Here is an 18,519-nt window from a genome sequence, read left to right as displayed (position 1 = left end):
CTTAGTTTTTGCGCATGTTACTACGAATGTTTAACACCACCAAGCGAGCGAGCTGAGGTACTCAGTTGAAGTACACACTGATATTCGCTGCTTTAGATCAATTTATCCTCCAAATGTTCAAATGCTAGTCAGTTGCTTATTGATTTTTTATGCTGGTTAAAGCATATTTATGCCAAATTTTATGCTTAACTAAAACATAATTATGAACACTCACACTGAAGCGCATTCAAGCGCGTCGTCAGGAACCAAAACCTGGCAGATGCCGGATACTCTTATCCTAATCTTTATCGTTGGCATCCTAGCAACGTTGTTGACCTATTTTATTCCAGCTGGTCATTTCGACAGTCAAGAAGTGACCTACTTGGTGGATGGTGCAGAGAAGTCTCGTACGGTAATCGATCCGCATTCTTTTGAGTACGCAACTGATGAAAACGGCGATCTGGTATACAAGTCAGTAGGCTTGTTTGCATCAGGTGGTGGCATTGGCTTAATGAACTTCGCGTTTGAAGGTCTAGTTTCTGGCTCTAAGTGGGGTTCAGCGATTGGTGTCATTATGTTCATGCTGGTTATTGGTGGTGCATTTGGCATTGTAATGCGCACTGGTACCATTGATAACGGTATCCTAAGACTTATCGACAAAACTAAAGGCAGCGAAGCGCTGTTTATTCCAGTTTTGTTCAGTTTGTTCTCGCTCGGTGGTGCGGTATTTGGTATGGGTGAAGAAGCGGTTGCTTTCGCCATTATCATAGCGCCATTAATGGTTAGGCTTGGCTATGATGGCATTACGACGGTAATGGTCACCTACGTAGCGACTCAAATCGGTTTTGCTACTTCGTGGATGAATCCATTCTCAGTAGCCGTCGCTCAAGGTATTGCAGGCATTCCGGTGCTATCAGGTATGACAATGCGCATGGTGATGTGGGCTGCGTTTACGATTATCGGTATTGCTTTCACCATGGTTTACGCCTCTCGCGTTAAAGCGAATCCACAGCTATCTTACAGCCACCGTACGGATGGTTACTTTAGAAAGCAAACTGACACAGTACAGGAATCTCGTTGGAACCTAGGTGATACTTTAGTTCTGCTCACTGTCGTTGTAACGACTATCTGGGTAGTATGGGGTGTAGTGGCTCACGCGTGGTACATTCCAGAAATCGCGTCTCAGTTCTTCACTATGGGCTTTGTTGCGGGGCTTATTGGTGTGATTTTCCGCCTTAATGGTATGACGTTAAACGATATGGCTGATGCATTTAAAGAAGGTGCGTCTATCATGTTAGCGCCTGCTTTATTGGTTGGCTGTGCTAAGGGCGTTTTGCTGATTCTCGGTGGTGGTACAACGGATGAATCGAGCGTATTGAATTCAATTCTAAACAGCGCTGGTGGCATGATCAGTGGTCTTCCTGATGTCGCTGCTGCATGGCTAATGTTCGCTTTCCAATCAATCTTTAACTTCTTTGTGACCTCTGGCTCTGGTCAGGCAGCCTTGACGATGCCGTTGCTTGCGCCACTTGCTGACATCGCAGGCGTAACGCGCCAAGTAGCGGTTTTAGCGTTCCAATTAGGTGATGGTTTCACTAACGTAATCGTACCAACCTCAGCATCGCTTATGGCAACACTCGGTGTCTGCCGTATCGATTGGGGTGACTGGGCAAAATTCTGCTGGCGCTTTATACTGCTGCTATTCGTTTTGGCAAGTTTTGTGGTTATTGGCGCGCACCTCGCAGGATTCGCGTAACATCGAACACAATGCAAACTTGATTGATACTAAAAGCGGGCATAGTCCCGCTTTATTTTTATAGGCAATTCAATGACTCAACAACAACTTCAATCAGAGTACTCTACGATTACTGCTCTTGACGTCAATTCACTCGCTGCGGGCGTTCACCGATTTTGGTTTCAAGCCTCAACGAACGCGATGGGCGTGAACATCCAATTGCCAGTGATAGCAATCAAAGCTGAAAAGCCGGGCCCTAAAGTGATGATTACGGCAGGTGTTCATGGCGATGAGCTTAACGGCATATTGACCGCACATAAACTCGCGCGAACTATTGAGAATAAAGTGAGTGCAGGTGTAGTGACGATCGTTCCATCGGTCAACATCCCTGGTATTTTGAATCACAGTCGCGACTTTAACTCATCGGATCCAGACGCATCGCCAGCAAACTTGAACCGCTTTTTCCCTGGTAACGAAGAGGGCGATGCGGCAAACCGCTATCTTTATCGCCTTTGGAATCATTTACTCAAGCCTAATGCGGATTTTGCTGTGGATTTGCATACGCAAACTCGAGGATCAACCTATCCGCTGTATGTGTTTGCAGACTTTCGATTGGACAAGGCTCTTGAGATGGCTCGTCTCATTGAGCCCGATGTGATCTTGAATGATCCCGGTGATGCTGGCGTGCTTGAGACGGTATGGAACAGCTCGGGCATTCCAAGCATCACTATTGAAGTTGGGATGGGAAAAATCACCCAGCCAGAGTTGATTGAACGCACGGTAACCGGTGTTCAGCAAATTCTCATCAATAATGAAATGCTCGATGGAGCAGTCAAAGTGGTTGAACCATGTCAGCTGGAAGGGCAGAGCATTACCACGGTAAGAGCTCGTCAAGGTGGATTTGTCATCCCAGAAGTAAGCTTGCTACAGTCTGTTGAAGAAGGGGAGTTGCTTGCGAAACAGTTTGACGCGTTTGGTATGCAGATAGATAGCTATCATGCTCCGCATGCAGGTACGGTTCTGAGCTATAACGTTGATAGTTTGAGAGATCCGGGTGCGCTGGTTGTTCGCCTAATCCGATAAAAACGAGATAAAAAAAGCCTCCCCCGTATTAGCATAAGGGGAGGCAAAATAGTGACCACTTATTAAGCCTCTTCTGCCTAGATAGCATCTACTGCGTTATCTTCTCCCTCTAAAAAAACAACTCAACAGACACCGAGACCGATAAGTGCAAATGCTGCCAGCATTTGTCCCTACTACTAAAGCAGTACTCGTGCCAACAATTAAATTTATTTTAAGTTATTGATATTAAATGAATATATAAAAATATAAAGATTGAATGGTAAAGGAAGCTTCAGTAGAAGTGGTGCAATTGCACTAAGATGGGGAAGGCTGAGTCAATGACTCAGCCCCAGAATATGAAGCTATCTAACGAGTTGGCAGTGGTTGAATAGCTCTGTCTACATACGATTAGAAATCGTAGCGAACACCCAGACGCATTGAGTCTTCCGCATCTACCGCTGTAAGCTTACTTGATTCGCCTTTCTTAAGGTTGTTCAGCTTAAATGCAAGGTAAGTGCGTAGGTTGCTGTTGAACTTGTATTGACCTGTCAGCTCATAGAAGTTGGTTTTTTCTTTGCCGCTGTTTGCGTCAACGGAGTCTTTTTCTGTGTTCTGGTAAGCCGCAAGAACCGAGAAACCGCCTGTGATTTTGTAAGCAGCCGAAAGCTCCGCACCTTTAAAGTCAGTACCTTTCTTATCATCTAGCTTACCTTGAGTATAGGTAGCACCAAGTTCTAATCCACCGATGTTATAGCCTAGGCCAGCAATTGTTTGTTTTGCGTTACCTTCGTCGATACCGTTTGTTTGACCATTACCATTTTGTGCATAACCAAGACCGACAGACAGACCAAATGGCATTTGGTATTTCGCCGCGATACCCGCTCCATCTTCGTTTTTGCCAGACGCTAGGATTGCCGATGCTTCGATAGTTAGGGCATCCATGAACTCAGCAGAGTATTTAACGGTGTTGTTGACTTGTTCATTACCCGCGTTGATGAACTCTTTTTGAATACCTGTGTAGATTTGACCATTATCAGACATTTGAGAAATGATAACACCAGCAGTGTCTTGCTTACCGAATGACACAGCACCATATTGAGTGCCTAGACCTGCGAACATGTAACGCTGTTTAAAATCAGACTTGTTGTCTTTACCTGCTGAATCTGGAACGCCGTGTTCTGCTTCATACTTACCGAAACCAGTTAGGTTGTCGCTAATCTGAGTCTTACCTTGGATGCTTAGACGTGCACGGCTCTTGTTTTTCATTGTACCGTCTATCTTAGTGCCGTCATCTGCTCCGCCAAAGTCACCACGGAACTCCATACGACCGCCAACATCTAGAGATGTACCATCATTGCTGTAAACTTCTGCTGCGCCAACGATACCTGACATCAACGCTGATACTACTGCACTCGCTAATACTGCTTTTTTCATTGTGTAAACACCTTAGTTATCATAAATGAGGTTCATGCCTCAAAGTCGATGGCTAAGGTAAGGGGGGATTGTGAAGGTAATATTTCAGTTTAATTAATGAATAAGTAATTTTTATTCAATGTTTTCAGGTGGTTAAAAACAGTGAACGTAAGGGTGAATAGTGATAGATATGAAGTGGTGAGGTGGTTTGTGGTGTTTGGTGTGTGAATGTTATTGAGTGGGTGAATAAAAAAGGCTAGAGATTTCTCTCTAGCCTTGAACTATGAAATATGGAACAGTTTTACTTCAAATTAGAAGTCGTAGCGTAGGCCTAGACGTAGAGTATCGTCTGCCGCATTACCGTTGTTATCAACGTACTCTGCTTTACGGTTGTCGATTTTGTACGATAGGTAGGTACGTAGTGACTTGTTAAAGTGGTACTGACCTGTTAGTTCGACAAAGTCGTTCAGAACTTCTTTGTCACCAGATTCAGGCTTAAGCTCTTGTTTTGCGTATGCTGCCATGATGCGGAAGCCATTATCGAACTTGTAAGTACCAGAAAGCTCAACACCAGAAAAATCTTCGTTTAGAGAATTATCAAACTTATACGTACCCTGTGTATATGTACCACCAAGTGTTAGGCTAGCAATAGAGTAGCTAAGACCACCAATAAATTGGTCAGCAGTACCGGTGTCAACAACGTTGCCACCATTATCTAGATCTCTGAAATCATTCTGTGCATAGCCTAGACCGATATCAAGACCAAATGGAGTAGCGTAGATACCAGAAATACCGTAGCCGTTTTCATTCTTTTCATCTGAAGCGATTACACTTGCTTTTAGTGAGAAAGCATCCGCAAATACGTTCGAGTATGCGATTGTGTTGTTTACTTGCTCATCACCAGCTGCAATAAATTTCTTCTGATCACCGGTCCAGATTTGGCCATCATCAGACATTTGAGAGATCTGCACACCTGCAGTATCTTGCTTACCAAAAGAGAAGTCGCCGAACTGCGTGCCGATACCAGCGTACATGTAACGTTGTTTAAGGCTTGTAGTAGCTGAGTTGTCACCAGAAGAAGTAACGCCTTGCTCTGCTTCATAAAAACCGAAGCCAGTCAGGCCGTCGGTAATCTGAGTTTCGCCACCAACGTTAATACGAAAACGTGAATTGTTCTCCATTGAACCAGGGATTTCTTCGCCTTTAGAGCCGATAAAGTCACCACGGAACTCTGCACGGCCACCAATTTTCAGTGTTGTACCATCTGCATTGTAAACTTCAGCCGCTAGAGCTGAACCTGAAACCATTGCTGCAAATACTGCACTCGCTAGAACTGCCTTTTTCATTTTAATTACCTTTATAAGTATTGAATAACGTGATGCATTGAAGCGACATCACATCTTCCTTGGGATGCGAATAAGGTATGATTAAAATGTGACAGATAAATGTGAGTTATATTACATTCTGATTTAATTGAATATTTTCAAAATCTGAGTGTATATAAGTGTTTCGGAAAGTAAAAAAGGGCGAATGTGTTCGCCCTTTATGTATAGACACTGTTGGTACGTTAGAAGTCGTAACGTAGACCTAGACGTAGTGAGTTGTCAGCATCTTGTGGGTCGCCATTGACGTTAGTTGTTTGACCGTCGTCAGCTTTAAGGTTGTTGAACTTATAAGTGGCATACGCGCGAATTGCACTGTTGAAGTAGTAAATACCCGTCAACTCAGCATAGTCACTCACGCTGTACTTAGAACCACCCTCTGGGTCAATTTCACCTTTTTGATAGCCAACAACAACTTCAAAGTTGTTTTGGAATCTATATTGACCAACGAATTCAATGCTGTTGAAGTCGTTGTTGCCTGTTGCTTTCTTAGAGCCTTCGCCTTGAGTGTATGTTAAACCAAGGTATAGGCCATCTAAGCGGTAGTTTAGACCACCAAGGAACTGCTTACCGTCTTGTTTTGTACCTGCGTTATCATTCGCTGCATAACCAAGACCAATACCTAAGCCGATAGGCGTATTATAGATCGCAGAGAGGGCATAACCGTCTTGATCTGCTGTATTGGAAGCTAACAAACTTGCTTTTACAGAAAGTGCATCCATGAAGTAACCAGCGTAGTTGATAGCGTTGTTAATTTGCTCATCACCAGCTGCAATGTATGTTTTCTGAATACCACTGTGCGTAGAGATCGTATCAGACATCTGTGAAATCTGAACTGTCGCAGCATCTTGTTTACCGAAAGAGACTGTATTGCCTCCAGTTACTAAACCTGCGTACATGTAACGCTGTTTGAATTCAGTGTTGCCAGCTTTTCGATCGTCATTTCCGCTACCTACTCCGTTACCGACAGTTTGCTCTGCCTCGTAAAACCCAATACCTTTCAAATCACTTGTAATCTGAGTCTCACCACCTACGTTCAAACGAAAACGTGATGCATTATTCATTGTGCCACCTAGCTCGTCACCATCTGCAGTACCCTGGAAGTCACCACGGAATTCCGCTCGACCACCTACGCTTAGAGAAGTACCGTCTGAATTGTATACCTCTGCTGCGAGTGCTGAACCAGAGACGAGTGCTGTTGTAATCGCCGTAGCGATGGCTGCCATTTTCATAATTTTATCCTTTAATTATTTTAACCACTGCAATGTTTCCACTGCGAGATCGCTCGTATACCACTAACGAATGATCTAATTGAAGGATAGGTCGGGTTCTGAATGTTTCCTCTCCGTTTGGTGTAAAGTTCCGTCCAAACTGTAATTTTGTGATCTAATGCTCATATATTGCTCAACTCATTGGCAGAACTGTAACTCATATAACTGACGGTGCAACGCAGTAGCCGCAATGGTTTCATCGAAAATCTTCACCACACCTCCAGAGACCGCTTTTCCAATTGATAGAAAAAACAACGAGTAACGGACTGTGTGTTGGCTGTTTTTTGAACGATAAGTCGGTAAAAAGCACCATAAAAACCCCAAAAGATCTCAATTTCACTCAATAAAAACGGTTTTTTAGAACTGTTTATGAAATTTATATTTTTTGTATGTATTTGATTTTGTTGATTTTAATAAAATAGAAAACACTGTTTTTAATGTTTTACGTCTTTTTATGAAGTCTTTGGGAACTTTGAGGTTAGAGTGGCTCTCGTCATGTTAATCCAGCGTTACACACCGGCGGGTTGCATGCATAGGTGTTATGTCTGTGTACGTAACCGCTTAGTGAACGTGATGTCATTGATTTCGATGACACAAAAACTTGAAATATGGAAATCCCAATGAACAAAAAATTTATCGCACTAGCAGTGGCAGCTGCAGCATTCGGTACTTCTGCACAAGCAGTTGAGCTATACAACAAAGACGGTTCTACTTTCTCTATCGGCGGTCACGCGACTGTTGGTGTTGCAGGCGGCGACGCAAGCCACTTCGCAGTTGACGAAACATCTCCACGTATCAACATGGAAGCTACTCAAGACCTAGGCAACGGCTTCACAGCTGACGTTAAAGGTGAGTGGGCGCTTAACATGCTAAACGGTGGCGACAACTCTTTCACTACTCGTCTAGGTTACATCGGTGTTTCTCACGATGATTACGGTCGTCTAGCAGCTGGTACACAGTGGTCTCCATACTACGCAGCAGCTGGTATCGCTGATATGCCAATCGCGTTTGCGAACGACTTCCTATACGACAACCACGGTGCTCTAGGTACTGGTCGTGCAGACAGCCTAGTTGCTTACACTAAAGGTTTTGAGTTCGGTGACGCTGGTGCACTAAACGTTGGTCTAGGTTGGCAAGGTTCTGCTGATCTTCTTGACGAAGACGGCAACAAGTTCGGCATCACTGATGACCGCGGTCAAATCGCTCTAGGTTACGACATTGCTAACTTCAACGTGAACTACGCTTACACTGGCGGTGACATTGTAGTTAACGCTCAAACTGAGAAAGCTCAATCTCACGTTGTTTCTGCTAAGTACGGTCAATACGGTAACGGTCTATTCGTTGCTGGTGTTGTAGCAATGAACGAATACATGAACGGTGCTTCTATCTCTGCTGGTTCTCTACCTCTAGAAGAGACTCGTGCATACGAAGCAATCGTTGCTTACGGTCTAACTAACAGCCTAAACCTAAGCGTTAACTACGAAGCAGTAAGCGATGAGAAGAAGAGCGACACAGTTTACGCGACTTCTGCTATCCAAGCTGAGTACGACATCCACCCACGCGTACGTGCTTTCGTAGCTTACGAGTTCGACCTACAAGGTACTGGCGAATACAAAGAAGCTAAAGACAACCAATACGCAGCTGGCGTACGTTTCTTCCTATAATAGAAACAGTTAGTCTTTTGATTGAGAAACCCGCTCTTATGAGCGGGTTTTTTTATGCCTGAAACCTGGGTTTATTGGTGGGGTGAATGGCTTCTTATTGTGATATTTGTAGAAAAAATGCACAAAAGGTAAAAATATCTTACAAAAGGTGAGATTTGCTCTGTTTTTCTTAAAGGTCAGTGGGCTATCTTGTTGAAATAAAAGAAGTGAGCGTGCCTGATCTAGGGCTTTGTAATTCTTAATTTCATTTAACGTCACATCACGGAACTTCCCGTTTAAAGTAATTCCATATCGCAAACACATGTTTTTCATGCACTTGTAGTGAGTGTTCTGTTATTACAGGCATTCAAGGTAGTGCGATTAACACCCCAATTACTTGAGTTTTGCTTCTCGCTCTTATGGATAGAAAAAAGCGCTTAAGTATGAAACCGTCATATGGAAGTCATTATGAACAAAACACTACTAGCAGTAGCAGTTACAGCTGCAGCAATCGGTACTCAAGCTAACGCACTAGAGCTATACAACAAAGAAGGCACGCAGATGAACATCGGCGGTCACGTAACTGTTGGTCTAACAAGTGCAAACGGTAAGAACAAAGATGCAGCTGTTGAAGAGAAGTCTCCACGTATCAATCTAGAAGTTATCCAAGACCTAGGTAACGGCTTCAAGGCTGATTTCAAAGGTGAATGGCAACTAAACATGCTAGAAGGCGGCGAAAACTCGTTCAAGACTCGTCTGGGTTACATCGGTCTTGGTCACGACACATACGGTCGTCTAGCTGCTGGTACACAGTGGTCTCCTTACTACATGGCTGCTGGTGTAGTTGATACTCCAATCGGCTGGTCAAACGAGTTCCTATACGACAACCACGGTTTCTTCGGTACTGCACGTGCTGAAAAAATGGCAGCATACTCAAACACATTTGATTTTGAAGATGCAGGTTCACTATACATCGGTGGTGGCTGGCAAGGTTACAACGAGCAAAAAGACTCTGCAGGTCAAGAGTGGTTAACGACTCAAAACCGCGCACAAGTTGCTGCTGGCTACAACATCGCTGGCTTCAACGTAAACGCTGCATTCAACTCTGGCAATATCATCGATAAGAAACAAGGCAAGCAAAAAACTGCTGAATCTGCGCTAGTGTCTGCTAAATACGGTAACTTCGGTTCTGGTCTGTACGTTGCAGCAACCTATGCTGACAACAAGCACATGAACTCTTTTGACAACCAGCTAATTGATAGCACTAAAGCATTCGACTCTATCCTTGCTTACGGTCTAGATTTCGGTCTAAACCTAATCCTTAAGCACGAAGAGATGAACGACGACAAAAATAACCTGCGCGTTAAGTCTGGTACGTCTGTTCAAGCTGAGTACACAATCTCTCCTCGCCTACGTGCATACACAGGTTACAACTACGATAACCAAGGTGAAGGCAAGTACATGAAAGCGAAAGATCACCAGTTCATCATTGGTACTCGTTTCTACCTATAATCGCTCAGGTTGATGATTAAAAAAGGCGCTCCAATAGAGCGCCTTTTCTGTTTCAGTAAGTTAGAGTCTTGCCAAGGCGTCAGCCTCGTCACTTGTTAGTTTTAGCTTTTCAGTCCGTTCAATTAACTGTTTATTGTCCCAAGCACCACTGGATTGACCAAGCGAGCTCTCGCTCATCCTGTTTAATTCACTTTGAGCAAAAGTAACGAAGTCTTCTGGAAGGCGCTCTTGCTTTCGCCAATGCTCAAAGCAAGATTGAGCCCAAATTGGGTCGCCGGATTTTATTGTTTGAATAAACTGGTCTTTCTCTGCCGCATTACGGTTCTTCCCTGTAGAAAAAGTCTCTCTAGATGCTGTCTTGGGAGCGCGACTCCGTTCTCTATACCAAAGAAAAACAAATGCTAGCCAAAGCGCCGCGAACAACGCCGTCAGTGTTGGCCAGATGCCAGCATCTGGGATCGTTTGAGGAGTAGGGGGCACAATAGCACTGGTTGAAGGAAGTGCCGGAACAGAGCCTTCTCCTTGCTCGATGTCGACCTCAAGGCCAACTAGCGTTGTTGTATCGGCTTTCTTCTCTTTTGTGTTCCACCATTGGATATCAAGCGCAGGTAGTTTGACTTTATCGACCGATTTGGCGATTAACACCTGCTTCATTGTCATGGTAACGGAGCCGTCAGGGTTGGTGATAAAGCTTGGCTTTTCTGGGTACACTCGAAATGCACGCGGATTGGTGATGGTAAGAGCGGGCATTTGCTCTTGAGATACCCCTTGTGCGGTTACCGAAATGGTGCGAGTCAGTGCATCGCCTGTTTGAAGAGTAACGGACTTAGACGTTAACTCCTCTCCATTATCCAGTGTCCAGGATTGCTCAGCGGTCAGAGAGGCCGTAGGCAGCCAAATACCGTTGTAGTCTTCAGGGATCGGCAACACGCTAATCGAAACCTGAGGCGCTTTACCATCAAGGCTTAAGATCTTGGTGCTGCCATTGCGGTTGTTTCCATATAACACACCACCACGCAGAGTTGGAGCCGTGATGGTAAAATCGCCGCTCTCTTTCGCGGTGACGCGGTAGCTTTGGTCAACGATTAACACCTCAACACCATCCATCACCGCATGGTATTGCTTCGGCTCAGCGATAGGCTCGATGCCAAGCCCTGTTGCGATAGGATCACTTAGCGATGGGTTTTGTAACAATCTTGGGTCGACCTTTACTATGATACGGGTATCAAGAATCGTGCTCTCTTTCGGATAAAGCTCAGATTTACTGAGCTGTGTGCGAACTTCGATGAGATCGTCGGTCGTAGGCGTCTGTTCATCCATAGTGACATTCAGCGTGATCGGGGAGGTCTTGACACCATCAACATCGAAACTAGGTATGACGATTTTCCCGAGTCGCTGTGGCGCAATAGCGATAGTCCAGATACTGCTATCCGTTCTGGTGCCATTGAGAATGTTGACGGAAGAGCTGAAGTTTGGTCTCCCCATGAAGAAGTCGTCACTCAATACGTCGAAATTTACTTTACTACCATCGAGCTTTTCGTCCGCCATGACCTTTAACTGAATAACTTCGTCTTTACTGACATTCGTTTTGGTCACGCTCGCGGAGACATTGAGCGCAAGCGCGTTATAGCTTGTTAGAATCGTTATGATGACGATTAATGGTCTAATGAAAGATAATCTTGATTTCATTTTGTTTACCAGTTCTTACCCGTTGATGACGGAGTCTCTTTCTCTTTAGCTTGCAGTAGCATTTGCGCTTTGAGCAAGTAACTAGGATCGCGAGCGCTTTCCACTTGCTCTAGCTTACGAAGGTCAGAGTTTGCTTCTTGCTGTTGCGCCTGGGAAATCGCCTCTGAGTCGCTTTGCGGCGACTCATTTGAATCTTGCTCTGCTTCGCCAGTCGTGGATTGCGCATCACTTTGCGGTTCGTTATTTTTTTCTTGCTCGCTCTCTTGGGTTGATGGAGTTTGACGCTCAGTCTCACTCGGGCTTGAAGGTTGAGGTTCTTCTGAGCCATCTCCATTGTCTTGAGATTGATCTTGTTGGCTTTGCTGAGACTGACTTGAGTCGGCTGTGTCTTGTTGCTCAGAACTGTGTTGTTGCTCGGAACTGTCCTGCTGTTCGGAGCTGTGTTGAGATTGTCCTTGCTCCTGCTCTGCATCACCTTCAGGCTTTTGTTGCTGTTGCTGTTGCTGTTGCTGTTGCTGTTGCTGTTTCAAGAGCTCTAGGTTGTATTTAGCGTCAGCATGCCCAGGATCGGCTGCCAGTACTTTTTCATATGCGTCGATAGCCTGATCTAACTCCTTTAGCTGTGCTAAGGCATTTCCTCGGTTATATAAGTCATCTACAGTTTCAAGCCCTTCGAGTGCATTTAGGGCACTTTGATAGTCACCAGCTTGATAGTAGGCAGCGGATTTCCAGCGTGGGTCTTGGAACAGAGCTGCGGCTTGGTCAAAGTTATTCGCTTCGTATTCGGCGAGCCCGCGCTGGTCTTTATTCAAGAATGCCCCATCTAACACTGAAGCTTGCGCAGGAGTAGGGTAGCCAGCAGACACAACCATCAAACCAATCAATGAAAAGATCACTCCTTTACGAAACAGTGGAAGCACTAAAAGTAATGCGAGAGGTAATAACCAATAGCCATGATTGATAGCGATATCGAGCGTTTGCCCCAAAGACTCGGAGATCCCTTCAAATGATGACGCTGCTACCAATTTTTCGATATCCGAGTTGTCGGTTTGATAAGTGGCGAAATTACCCCCCAATGATTTTGCAAGCTGTTGCATCTGTTCGTGGGGTGTTTTTGCGACCACGGTTCTGCCTTGGCTGTCGGTCAGTAGCGAGCCATCGTTAAGCGGGATCGGTGCTCCGCTTTGACTACCAAAAGCTAAAATGGACAAAGTGAAGTCAGTGCCATTAAGCACCTTGCTTATGGCCTCTGATTCTGAAGAGCTTAGATCGTCAGCGAATAGAACGATACTGCCCCTAGTCGCCCCCGCCTGTGTCATTAGCTTGACCGCCTGTTCAACGGCCAGATCTGCCCTCGCGCCCTGAAAAGGCATGATTTCAGGGGAGAGGTACTGAATGGCATTAGCTAAGGTTGCCGCATCCGTTGTGAGAGGGCTAAGGGTGTATGCATCGCCAGCGTACGCCACCAACCCGGTTTGGCCCTGTTCAAACAGAGACAATATATCGAGCGCCTTATAGCGGATTTGAGCAAGTCGACTTGGCTTAATGTCTTCGGCGTAGACCGACTGAGACATATCCACCACCAAAACCCTTGAGTTTGCCGATTGAGCACCCGGTTTTTCAGCCTTTCCGAAGCTTGGTCCCGCCAAAGCGATGATTAAGGCAAAGCATAGGGGAGTAAACCACCAAAAGAGGTTGTTCTGCTTTGTATCGGAGCCAAGTGCTTTGGCGAGGTGGTCAGCAATAATACTTGAAGACTTTTGACTACTCTTAAGCCATAGAGAAATAGCGACCATAGGCAATAGCAGCCAAAGTGCTTGCGGGTAGAGAAACTCAAAATCAAACATGGCTCCTCCTAATCATCAGAGTCATAGCCAATAACAGTAAGGCGATAAATGTAGGGACAAAGAACCATTCGGTTTTTGGGCGCCATGACTGAGTCGCCTGTTGGACGGGTTGCAGTGCGTTGATCGTATCGTAAATGGTGCTCAGCTCTTTGGCATTCCTTGCTCGAAAATACTGTCCGCCCGTCAGTTCTGCAATGTCGATCAGAGCTCTTTCATCGAGATCTTCGGCAGTGTTAACGGTGCGGGTCATAAAGAACTCACGTACTTGCATCTCACCAGCACCAATACCGACGGTATAGATAATGGTATTGTTCTTTTTGGCAATTTCAGCCGCTTCCATTGGGTCAAGAACGCCAGCATTGTTACTGCCATCACTGAGCAAAATCATGACACGTTGGGGCGCATCGCCATCAATGAAGGTTTTGGTTGCAAGACCAATACCGTCACCTATAGCGGTTTGTGTGCCGATAAGTTTTAGCACAGTTTGGTTGAGTTGAGTCTCAATCGCCTGGTGATCGAACGTGAGTGGCGTTTGAAGGTAGGCGTGATCGGCAAAGTAGACTAAGCCCAATCGGTCGCCTTCTCGCTGCTGAATGAAGTCTGATACAACGCGCTTCACTGTCGATAATCGATCGATATATTCGCCGTCAAACAACATGTCTTCTTGTGCCATCGAGTAGGACAGATCAATCACAAGCATCATATCGCGGTGTTTGGGATAGACAGTAATGGGTTCGTCATACCAAACTGGGCGCGCACTGGCGGTTACCAAGCAAATCCACGCCAGCACCGCGAGTACTTTTCCCACTGTGTCTCGATGATTTGCAGATGTCGAGGCCGAGTCTATATGCGGTAAGGTCACTCTCACTGATGAGGACTGTGCTGGCATTAAGCGATAGGCAATGATGGGTAATGGGAGCGCGGCAAACATCCACCACCATTCAAACGTAAATCCAGTCATGACTGCTTCCAGTTTCGGTATTTTCGTTTAGGTGGGAGTGCTTTCTCTACCCAGTAAAGACAGTCTTCGACGAGCGCTTGGTTCGTTTCTTTGTTGTTTACTCCAGACGTGTATAGCACTTGTTGCCATTGTCGATGGTTGTTAGCAAAGCGAGGTTGATCGAGTTGTGAATCCAAAAAAGACAACCATTTTTCGCCCGTTAACTTAGCGATGTCTTCACGTGGGAAATAGCTGAGTGCCGCTTGCCTAACAACTTCCAATGCTGATGACGGAGTCGAGTTTGTGTTGGTTCTAATAAGATTGGACGCCGCCACCTTAGCTCTAGAGCGTTTTTTATGGTGGCGAATCATCCACACCAAAAAGCAAACTGAAATAATAGCGACGGCTAAGATTGCCCAGTAACCCCAAGGAAGCGGCCACATTCCTGGTTCTTCAGGAAGGTGGATTGGTTTAAGAGGCAGTGATGACGTTTGTGTTGATTGATTCATGATTTCGTTGTCGACTAAAGCGTTTTGATGAGTTGGCTAAGTAATGGTGAACCACTAGATATCTGTGATAGTGCTATCCCATGGTCTGATAACGTCTTTGCCAACGAGTCTTTTTGATCGTTAAAAGCATCCGCTAATTGATGCTTCACGAGGGCACTAGAAAAATCCAGAGAAAGCTCTTGATGTCTACCTCGAACTTTTTGAGTACCCCGTGCCAGAGTGTGTCCTATTTCGATTGGGTCGAAGACTTGAATCGCGCGTACGCGATTGTGCCTAGCGAGTCGCCCCATAGCTTGTTTATTCTCATCGGTCAGCTCAGAAAAATCGCTAAGTACAATGACCTCGCTGCCTTTTTTACAAAGGTTAGAGAGAGCATTGAAAGGATCGGCGAGAATAGCCGGTTCTTTGTGATGCGATTGATGTAAGAAGCGGTTGTGCAGCATACATAGTTGGCTTAAAAGACGAAGGACCGATGCCTTTGAGCTAGAAGGTTTTATCTCGACTAGCTCAGACCCAACACGAATCACTGCGCCGACTCGATCTTTCCCACTCAATGCAACCCATGCGAGTAATGCTGCCAAGTGGCACTGTTGAACCGATTTTAGTAGCAACTGCGTGCCTGTAAGCATACTCGGTGTTAAATCAATAAATAGAACGACAGGTCGTTCTCGCTCTTCGGTGAAAAGCTTAGTGTGAACTTTTCCTGTTCTTGCCGTAACACGCCAGTCAATCTGACGAACGTCATCGCCGGCTTGGTATTGGCGAACTTCGGAAAAGGTCATGCCACGACCTTTTCGTGGACTCGCATGCTGTCCGTTGAGCTGCGACCAAATACTCTTAGCTGGCGGCTGCCACCGTTGACTGTGCGTTTGGTAAAAGCAGAGCTCTTCTAGAGTGATGGTTACACCCGAAGTCTGCTGAGGTAGTTTCCCCATCTTCACAAAGTCTTGTAGAGATGGCGCAGCTACTTCAGTTGACCCCAATGCCTGCTTTAGCTTTGATTTAATGCTAGTGAACATAGAGTGTTATTCTTATCTTCTTACATGTGCGATAGCCATCATGCCAGGGCTCCATTTATGCTGCAGCCACAGTGCGTAACAGCTCTTCGATCACCGCATTACCATTAATGCCTTCTGCTTGCGCTTGATAGGTCAGCAGTAGGCGATGGCGTAGCACCGGATAGATAACTTCATGGATGTCCTCTGGGCTTACAAAGTCTCTCCCTGCTAACCAAGCGTGTGCTCTTGCTGCCCGGTCCAATGCGATGGTCGCACGAGGGCTGACACCCATTTCAATCCAGTTTTCTAGATTGGCGCTGTACGTGCTTGGTTGTCTTGTCGCCATGACCAAGCGTACGATGTAGCGCTCGATAGCGTCAGCCATGTGTATAGAAAGAACTTCTTGGCGTGCTTTAAATATCGATTCTTGAGAAAGCTTGGTTTCAAATCGATGCGTTTCGCCCTGAGCTTCGCCGCGATTCAATCTTAAAATCTCAAGCTCACTTTCTTCATTCGGGTAATCCACTTCCAAATGAAGCAAGAAGCGGTCGAGTTGCGCCTCTGGAAGAGGGTAGGTGCCCTCTTGCTCGATTGGGTTTTGTGTCGCCATTACCAAAAACAGTTCCGGTAACGGATAAGTTGTTTGACCCACACTGATCTGTTTTTCCGCCATTGCTTCAAGCATTGCTGCTTGCACTTTCGCAGGGGCACGGTTCACTTCATCTGCGAGAACCAATGAGTGGAAAATTGGACCAGACTTAAACTGAAACTCGCCCGTTTCTGGGCGATAGATGTCTGTACCCGTCAGGTCCGACGGAAGTAGGTCGGGTGTGAACTGGACACGGTGAAAGCTCCCCTCAATGCAATCTGCTAGGGATTTTACTGCACGTGTTTTAGCAAGACCCGGAGGGCCTTCTACGAGGATATGACCATCAGCCAGTAGTGCTACGAGTAGTTGCTTGACGAGATTGTCTTGGCCAATAACTTGAGATTGCAAGTACTGTTGTAGTTGTTGGAAAGACTGTGCTGGCATGATAATGGGTCCTTATAGCAAGCATTAAGAAAACAGTATAAGAAATAGAGAAAACAATGAGAGAAAAGTTCCCTAATCTAGGTCATTGTTTTGTAAATACATAGCTGTGGGCGCTATGGACAAAGTTCAAGAGCAAGCTGGATGAAAAGCAATCAGTTGCTTACCTAGATCAACAGATAATTGGTATGGATCCCTCAAAACGAGTACACTAGCCGAAGTTTAGAGTTACAGATGAGGTTAATCATTATGAGCGATTTTGAGAAAGAGCTAGAGCAAATGGCGTCTCAAGTAGAGTCTGAGCCAGAAGTAGCGCTGCCTTCGATTGAAGAACAACGTGAAATTGCCGCAGAACTCAAAAGACTGGAAGCCGAAGGCAAGCTCACTCCAGAAGTGCTAGAGCACTATTTTGGCAAGTTCAACAAGGACAACCAAACCCCGATTCACTAGTCTCTAGTACGATCGTTTCCCTGAAAGCCTCGAGATTGAAATTTCAACCTCGAGGCTTTTTCTATATCCAACCAAAATTATTATTGGCTTTTCCTCCAAGTGTTATTTGAAAATTAAACTAATGTACTAGTTAATTATATTCAATGTGCGCTGCATCAAATTAAAACATGATTCGTAAACTTAAGTAACATTGCGTCTCATAATTGAGACTGCTTTGTAACTAATTGTTAAATAAGATATTGAACAATTGCAACCGATTGCAATGGGATATGTGTCACAAGAATTAGTCTTGACGTATTAGTCCTGAATTACCTTAATATTAACTTTGTTACTAGATACACGCACAATATTTATTAAATGGAGATAATAATGCAAACGGCTCAATCTAGGAGCCAACGTGCAGTACTGTTGGCAGAGAATAATCTACAATCCAGTTTGTTAAAGGAATTATTAGAACAGAAGCTGGATATGGATATTCGACTAATTTCTATCGAACGGCTTAACAATTACCAAACGCAACACAATGATAATGAGGTGTCGTTGATTATTATTGATCAACCTGCATTGAGTGAACGTCATTTAACTAAGTACAACGAGCTGCGAAGTCACTTTGACGAAGAGGCACAAGAAGTACTTATTAATTCAAAACCGGGTATCAGACAGAGTGAACTGCTTCGATGGCAGCGCTTAGTGGGGATCTTCTATGGTACCGATGATATGGATAAACTCATTAAAGGATTTAAATGCATCCTAAATGGTGAAATGTGGATGAGTCGCAAGTTGATTCATGAATACATTAAGCTCTACAGGCAGCGTTTGTGTGCATCAACGAACCCTTATTACACGCATCTAACCAAGCGAGAAAAGCAGATCATTAAATTACTGGGTGAGGGAGCAACGAATGTGCAAATCGCTGAGGAGCTGTTCTTGAGCGAGAACACGGTGAAGGCTCACCTGCACAATACCTTTAAGAAAATCAATGTTTCAAATCGTCTGCAGGCTTTAATTTGGGTGAAAGACAATGTGTCACCGCATGAGTATTTAACTTAGCTTTGCTAT

General features: G+C 45.1%; 15 protein-coding genes. 6 read left to right on the top strand and 9 right to left on the bottom strand.

Features of this window, described 5'->3' with window-relative positions; genetic code table 11:
• The first annotated feature begins 259 nt into the window (after positions 1-259).
• Both yfcC and AC6I8Y_RS20930 read left to right on the top strand, forming a co-directional pair.
• A complete protein-coding gene (yfcC, locus tag AC6I8Y_RS20935) occupies positions 260-1,735 on the top strand; it encodes a putative basic amino acid antiporter YfcC (protein ID WP_252017246.1) in 1,476 nt (491 codons plus the stop codon).
• 72 nt (positions 1,736-1,807) lie between these two features.
• Positions 1,808-2,797: a succinylglutamate desuccinylase/aspartoacylase family protein gene (locus AC6I8Y_RS20930; RefSeq protein ID WP_394149231.1), complete on the top strand. Its 990-nt coding sequence runs from the start codon at positions 1,808-1,810 to the stop codon at positions 2,795-2,797.
• Positions 2,798-3,184: 387 nt separating this feature from the next.
• Here AC6I8Y_RS20930 and AC6I8Y_RS20925 read toward each other — a convergent pair whose 3' ends face one another.
• The 3 genes from AC6I8Y_RS20925 to AC6I8Y_RS20915 form a co-directional block, all read right to left on the bottom strand.
• Complete coding sequence (locus AC6I8Y_RS20925) at positions 3,185-4,210, bottom strand: porin (RefSeq protein WP_394149230.1); 1,026 nt, start codon at positions 4,208-4,210, stop codon at positions 3,185-3,187.
• A 290-nt stretch (positions 4,211-4,500) separates the two neighbouring features.
• The gene (locus AC6I8Y_RS20920) at positions 4,501-5,535 is read right to left on the bottom strand and encodes a porin (protein ID WP_498022994.1); all 1,035 of its coding nucleotides are present in this window, start codon (positions 5,533-5,535) and stop codon (positions 4,501-4,503) included.
• Between the two features lie 221 nt (positions 5,536-5,756).
• Positions 5,757-6,803: a porin gene (locus tag AC6I8Y_RS20915; protein WP_498022993.1), complete on the bottom strand. Its 1,047-nt coding sequence runs from the start codon at positions 6,801-6,803 to the stop codon at positions 5,757-5,759.
• A gap of 659 nt (positions 6,804-7,462) precedes the next feature.
• On the opposite strand from AC6I8Y_RS20915, the gene AC6I8Y_RS20910 reads away from it, so the two are divergent.
• A complete protein-coding gene (locus tag AC6I8Y_RS20910; protein ID WP_498022992.1) occupies positions 7,463-8,506 on the top strand; it encodes a porin in 1,044 nt (347 codons plus the stop codon).
• Positions 8,507-8,953: 447 nt separating this feature from the next.
• Positions 8,954-9,997, top strand: coding sequence for a porin (locus AC6I8Y_RS20905; protein ID WP_234496353.1), 1,044 nt, complete (start codon positions 8,954-8,956; stop codon positions 9,995-9,997).
• 60 nt (positions 9,998-10,057) lie between these two features.
• Here AC6I8Y_RS20905 and AC6I8Y_RS20900 read toward each other — a convergent pair whose 3' ends face one another.
• From AC6I8Y_RS20900 to AC6I8Y_RS20875, 6 genes are read right to left on the bottom strand one after another with little or no spacing between them, the layout of a single operon-like run.
• Entirely contained in the window at positions 10,058-11,686 is a 1,629-nt protein-coding gene (locus tag AC6I8Y_RS20900; protein WP_498022991.1) for a BatD family protein, read from the bottom strand.
• 5 nt (positions 11,687-11,691) lie between these two features.
• Positions 11,692-13,533, bottom strand: a complete 1,842-nt coding sequence (locus AC6I8Y_RS20895) for a vWA domain-containing protein (protein WP_498022990.1) — start codon at positions 13,531-13,533, stop codon at positions 11,692-11,694.
• The gene (locus AC6I8Y_RS20890; RefSeq protein ID WP_498022989.1) at positions 13,526-14,494 is read right to left on the bottom strand and encodes a VWA domain-containing protein; all 969 of its coding nucleotides are present in this window, start codon (positions 14,492-14,494) and stop codon (positions 13,526-13,528) included. Before AC6I8Y_RS20890 ends, AC6I8Y_RS20895 begins: the two co-directional genes overlap by 8 nt.
• Complete coding sequence (locus AC6I8Y_RS20885) at positions 14,491-14,982, bottom strand: DUF4381 domain-containing protein (RefSeq protein WP_498022988.1); 492 nt, start codon at positions 14,980-14,982, stop codon at positions 14,491-14,493. The genes AC6I8Y_RS20890 and AC6I8Y_RS20885 overlap by 4 nt, the downstream gene beginning before the upstream one ends.
• A gap of 14 nt (positions 14,983-14,996) precedes the next feature.
• The gene (locus AC6I8Y_RS20880; protein WP_394149220.1) at positions 14,997-16,001 is read right to left on the bottom strand and encodes a DUF58 domain-containing protein; all 1,005 of its coding nucleotides are present in this window, start codon (positions 15,999-16,001) and stop codon (positions 14,997-14,999) included.
• A gap of 55 nt (positions 16,002-16,056) precedes the next feature.
• Positions 16,057-17,013: an AAA family ATPase gene (locus AC6I8Y_RS20875; RefSeq protein ID WP_394149219.1), complete on the bottom strand. Its 957-nt coding sequence runs from the start codon at positions 17,011-17,013 to the stop codon at positions 16,057-16,059.
• Between the two features lie 246 nt (positions 17,014-17,259).
• On the opposite strand from AC6I8Y_RS20875, the gene AC6I8Y_RS20870 reads away from it, so the two are divergent.
• Both AC6I8Y_RS20870 and AC6I8Y_RS20865 read left to right on the top strand, forming a co-directional pair.
• Positions 17,260-17,460 carry a restriction endonuclease subunit S gene (locus tag AC6I8Y_RS20870; RefSeq protein ID WP_234496360.1) on the top strand — a complete coding sequence of 67 codons (201 nt, stop codon included), beginning with the start codon at positions 17,260-17,262 and terminating at the stop codon, positions 17,458-17,460.
• Between the two features lie 369 nt (positions 17,461-17,829).
• Positions 17,830-18,510 (top strand): LuxR C-terminal-related transcriptional regulator, encoded by a 681-nt coding sequence (locus AC6I8Y_RS20865; protein WP_498022987.1) that lies wholly within the window; start codon positions 17,830-17,832, stop codon positions 18,508-18,510.
• Positions 18,511-18,519: the final 9 nt, after the last annotated feature.

This window comes from Vibrio sp. KUL78 (assembly GCF_059725505.1).
The sequence above is the reverse complement of the archived record's forward strand: the minus strand, read 5'-3'. Positions and strand labels throughout refer to the sequence as shown.

Excerpts from the sequence above, each read along its gene's own strand:
- AC6I8Y_RS20880 (WP_394149220.1), bottom strand. The coding sequence starts at position 16,001 with ATGTTCACTAGCATTAAATCAAAGCTAAAGCAGGCATTGGGGTCAACT.
- AC6I8Y_RS20925 (WP_394149230.1), bottom strand. The coding sequence starts at position 4,210 with ATGAAAAAAGCAGTATTAGCGAGTGCAGTAGTATCAGCGTTGATGTCA.
- AC6I8Y_RS20870 (WP_234496360.1), top strand. The coding sequence starts at position 17,260 with ATGAGCGATTTTGAGAAAGAGCTAGAGCAAATGGCGTCTCAAGTAGAG.
- yfcC (WP_252017246.1), top strand. The coding sequence starts at position 260 with ATGCCGGATACTCTTATCCTAATCTTTATCGTTGGCATCCTAGCAACG.
- AC6I8Y_RS20895 (WP_498022990.1), bottom strand. The coding sequence starts at position 13,533 with ATGTTTGATTTTGAGTTTCTCTACCCGCAAGCACTTTGGCTGCTATTG.
- AC6I8Y_RS20885 (WP_498022988.1), bottom strand. The coding sequence starts at position 14,982 with ATGAATCAATCAACACAAACGTCATCACTGCCTCTTAAACCAATCCAC.
- AC6I8Y_RS20915 (WP_498022993.1), bottom strand. The coding sequence starts at position 6,803 with ATGAAAATGGCAGCCATCGCTACGGCGATTACAACAGCACTCGTCTCT.
- AC6I8Y_RS20865 (WP_498022987.1), top strand. The coding sequence starts at position 17,830 with ATGCAAACGGCTCAATCTAGGAGCCAACGTGCAGTACTGTTGGCAGAG.
- AC6I8Y_RS20875 (WP_394149219.1), bottom strand. The coding sequence starts at position 17,013 with ATGCCAGCACAGTCTTTCCAACAACTACAACAGTACTTGCAATCTCAA.
- AC6I8Y_RS20910 (WP_498022992.1), top strand. The coding sequence starts at position 7,463 with ATGAACAAAAAATTTATCGCACTAGCAGTGGCAGCTGCAGCATTCGGT.
- AC6I8Y_RS20900 (WP_498022991.1), bottom strand. The coding sequence starts at position 11,686 with ATGAAATCAAGATTATCTTTCATTAGACCATTAATCGTCATCATAACG.
- AC6I8Y_RS20905 (WP_234496353.1), top strand. The coding sequence starts at position 8,954 with ATGAACAAAACACTACTAGCAGTAGCAGTTACAGCTGCAGCAATCGGT.
- AC6I8Y_RS20930 (WP_394149231.1), top strand. The coding sequence starts at position 1,808 with ATGACTCAACAACAACTTCAATCAGAGTACTCTACGATTACTGCTCTT.
- AC6I8Y_RS20920 (WP_498022994.1), bottom strand. The coding sequence starts at position 5,535 with ATGAAAAAGGCAGTTCTAGCGAGTGCAGTATTTGCAGCAATGGTTTCA.
- AC6I8Y_RS20890 (WP_498022989.1), bottom strand. The coding sequence starts at position 14,494 with ATGACTGGATTTACGTTTGAATGGTGGTGGATGTTTGCCGCGCTCCCA.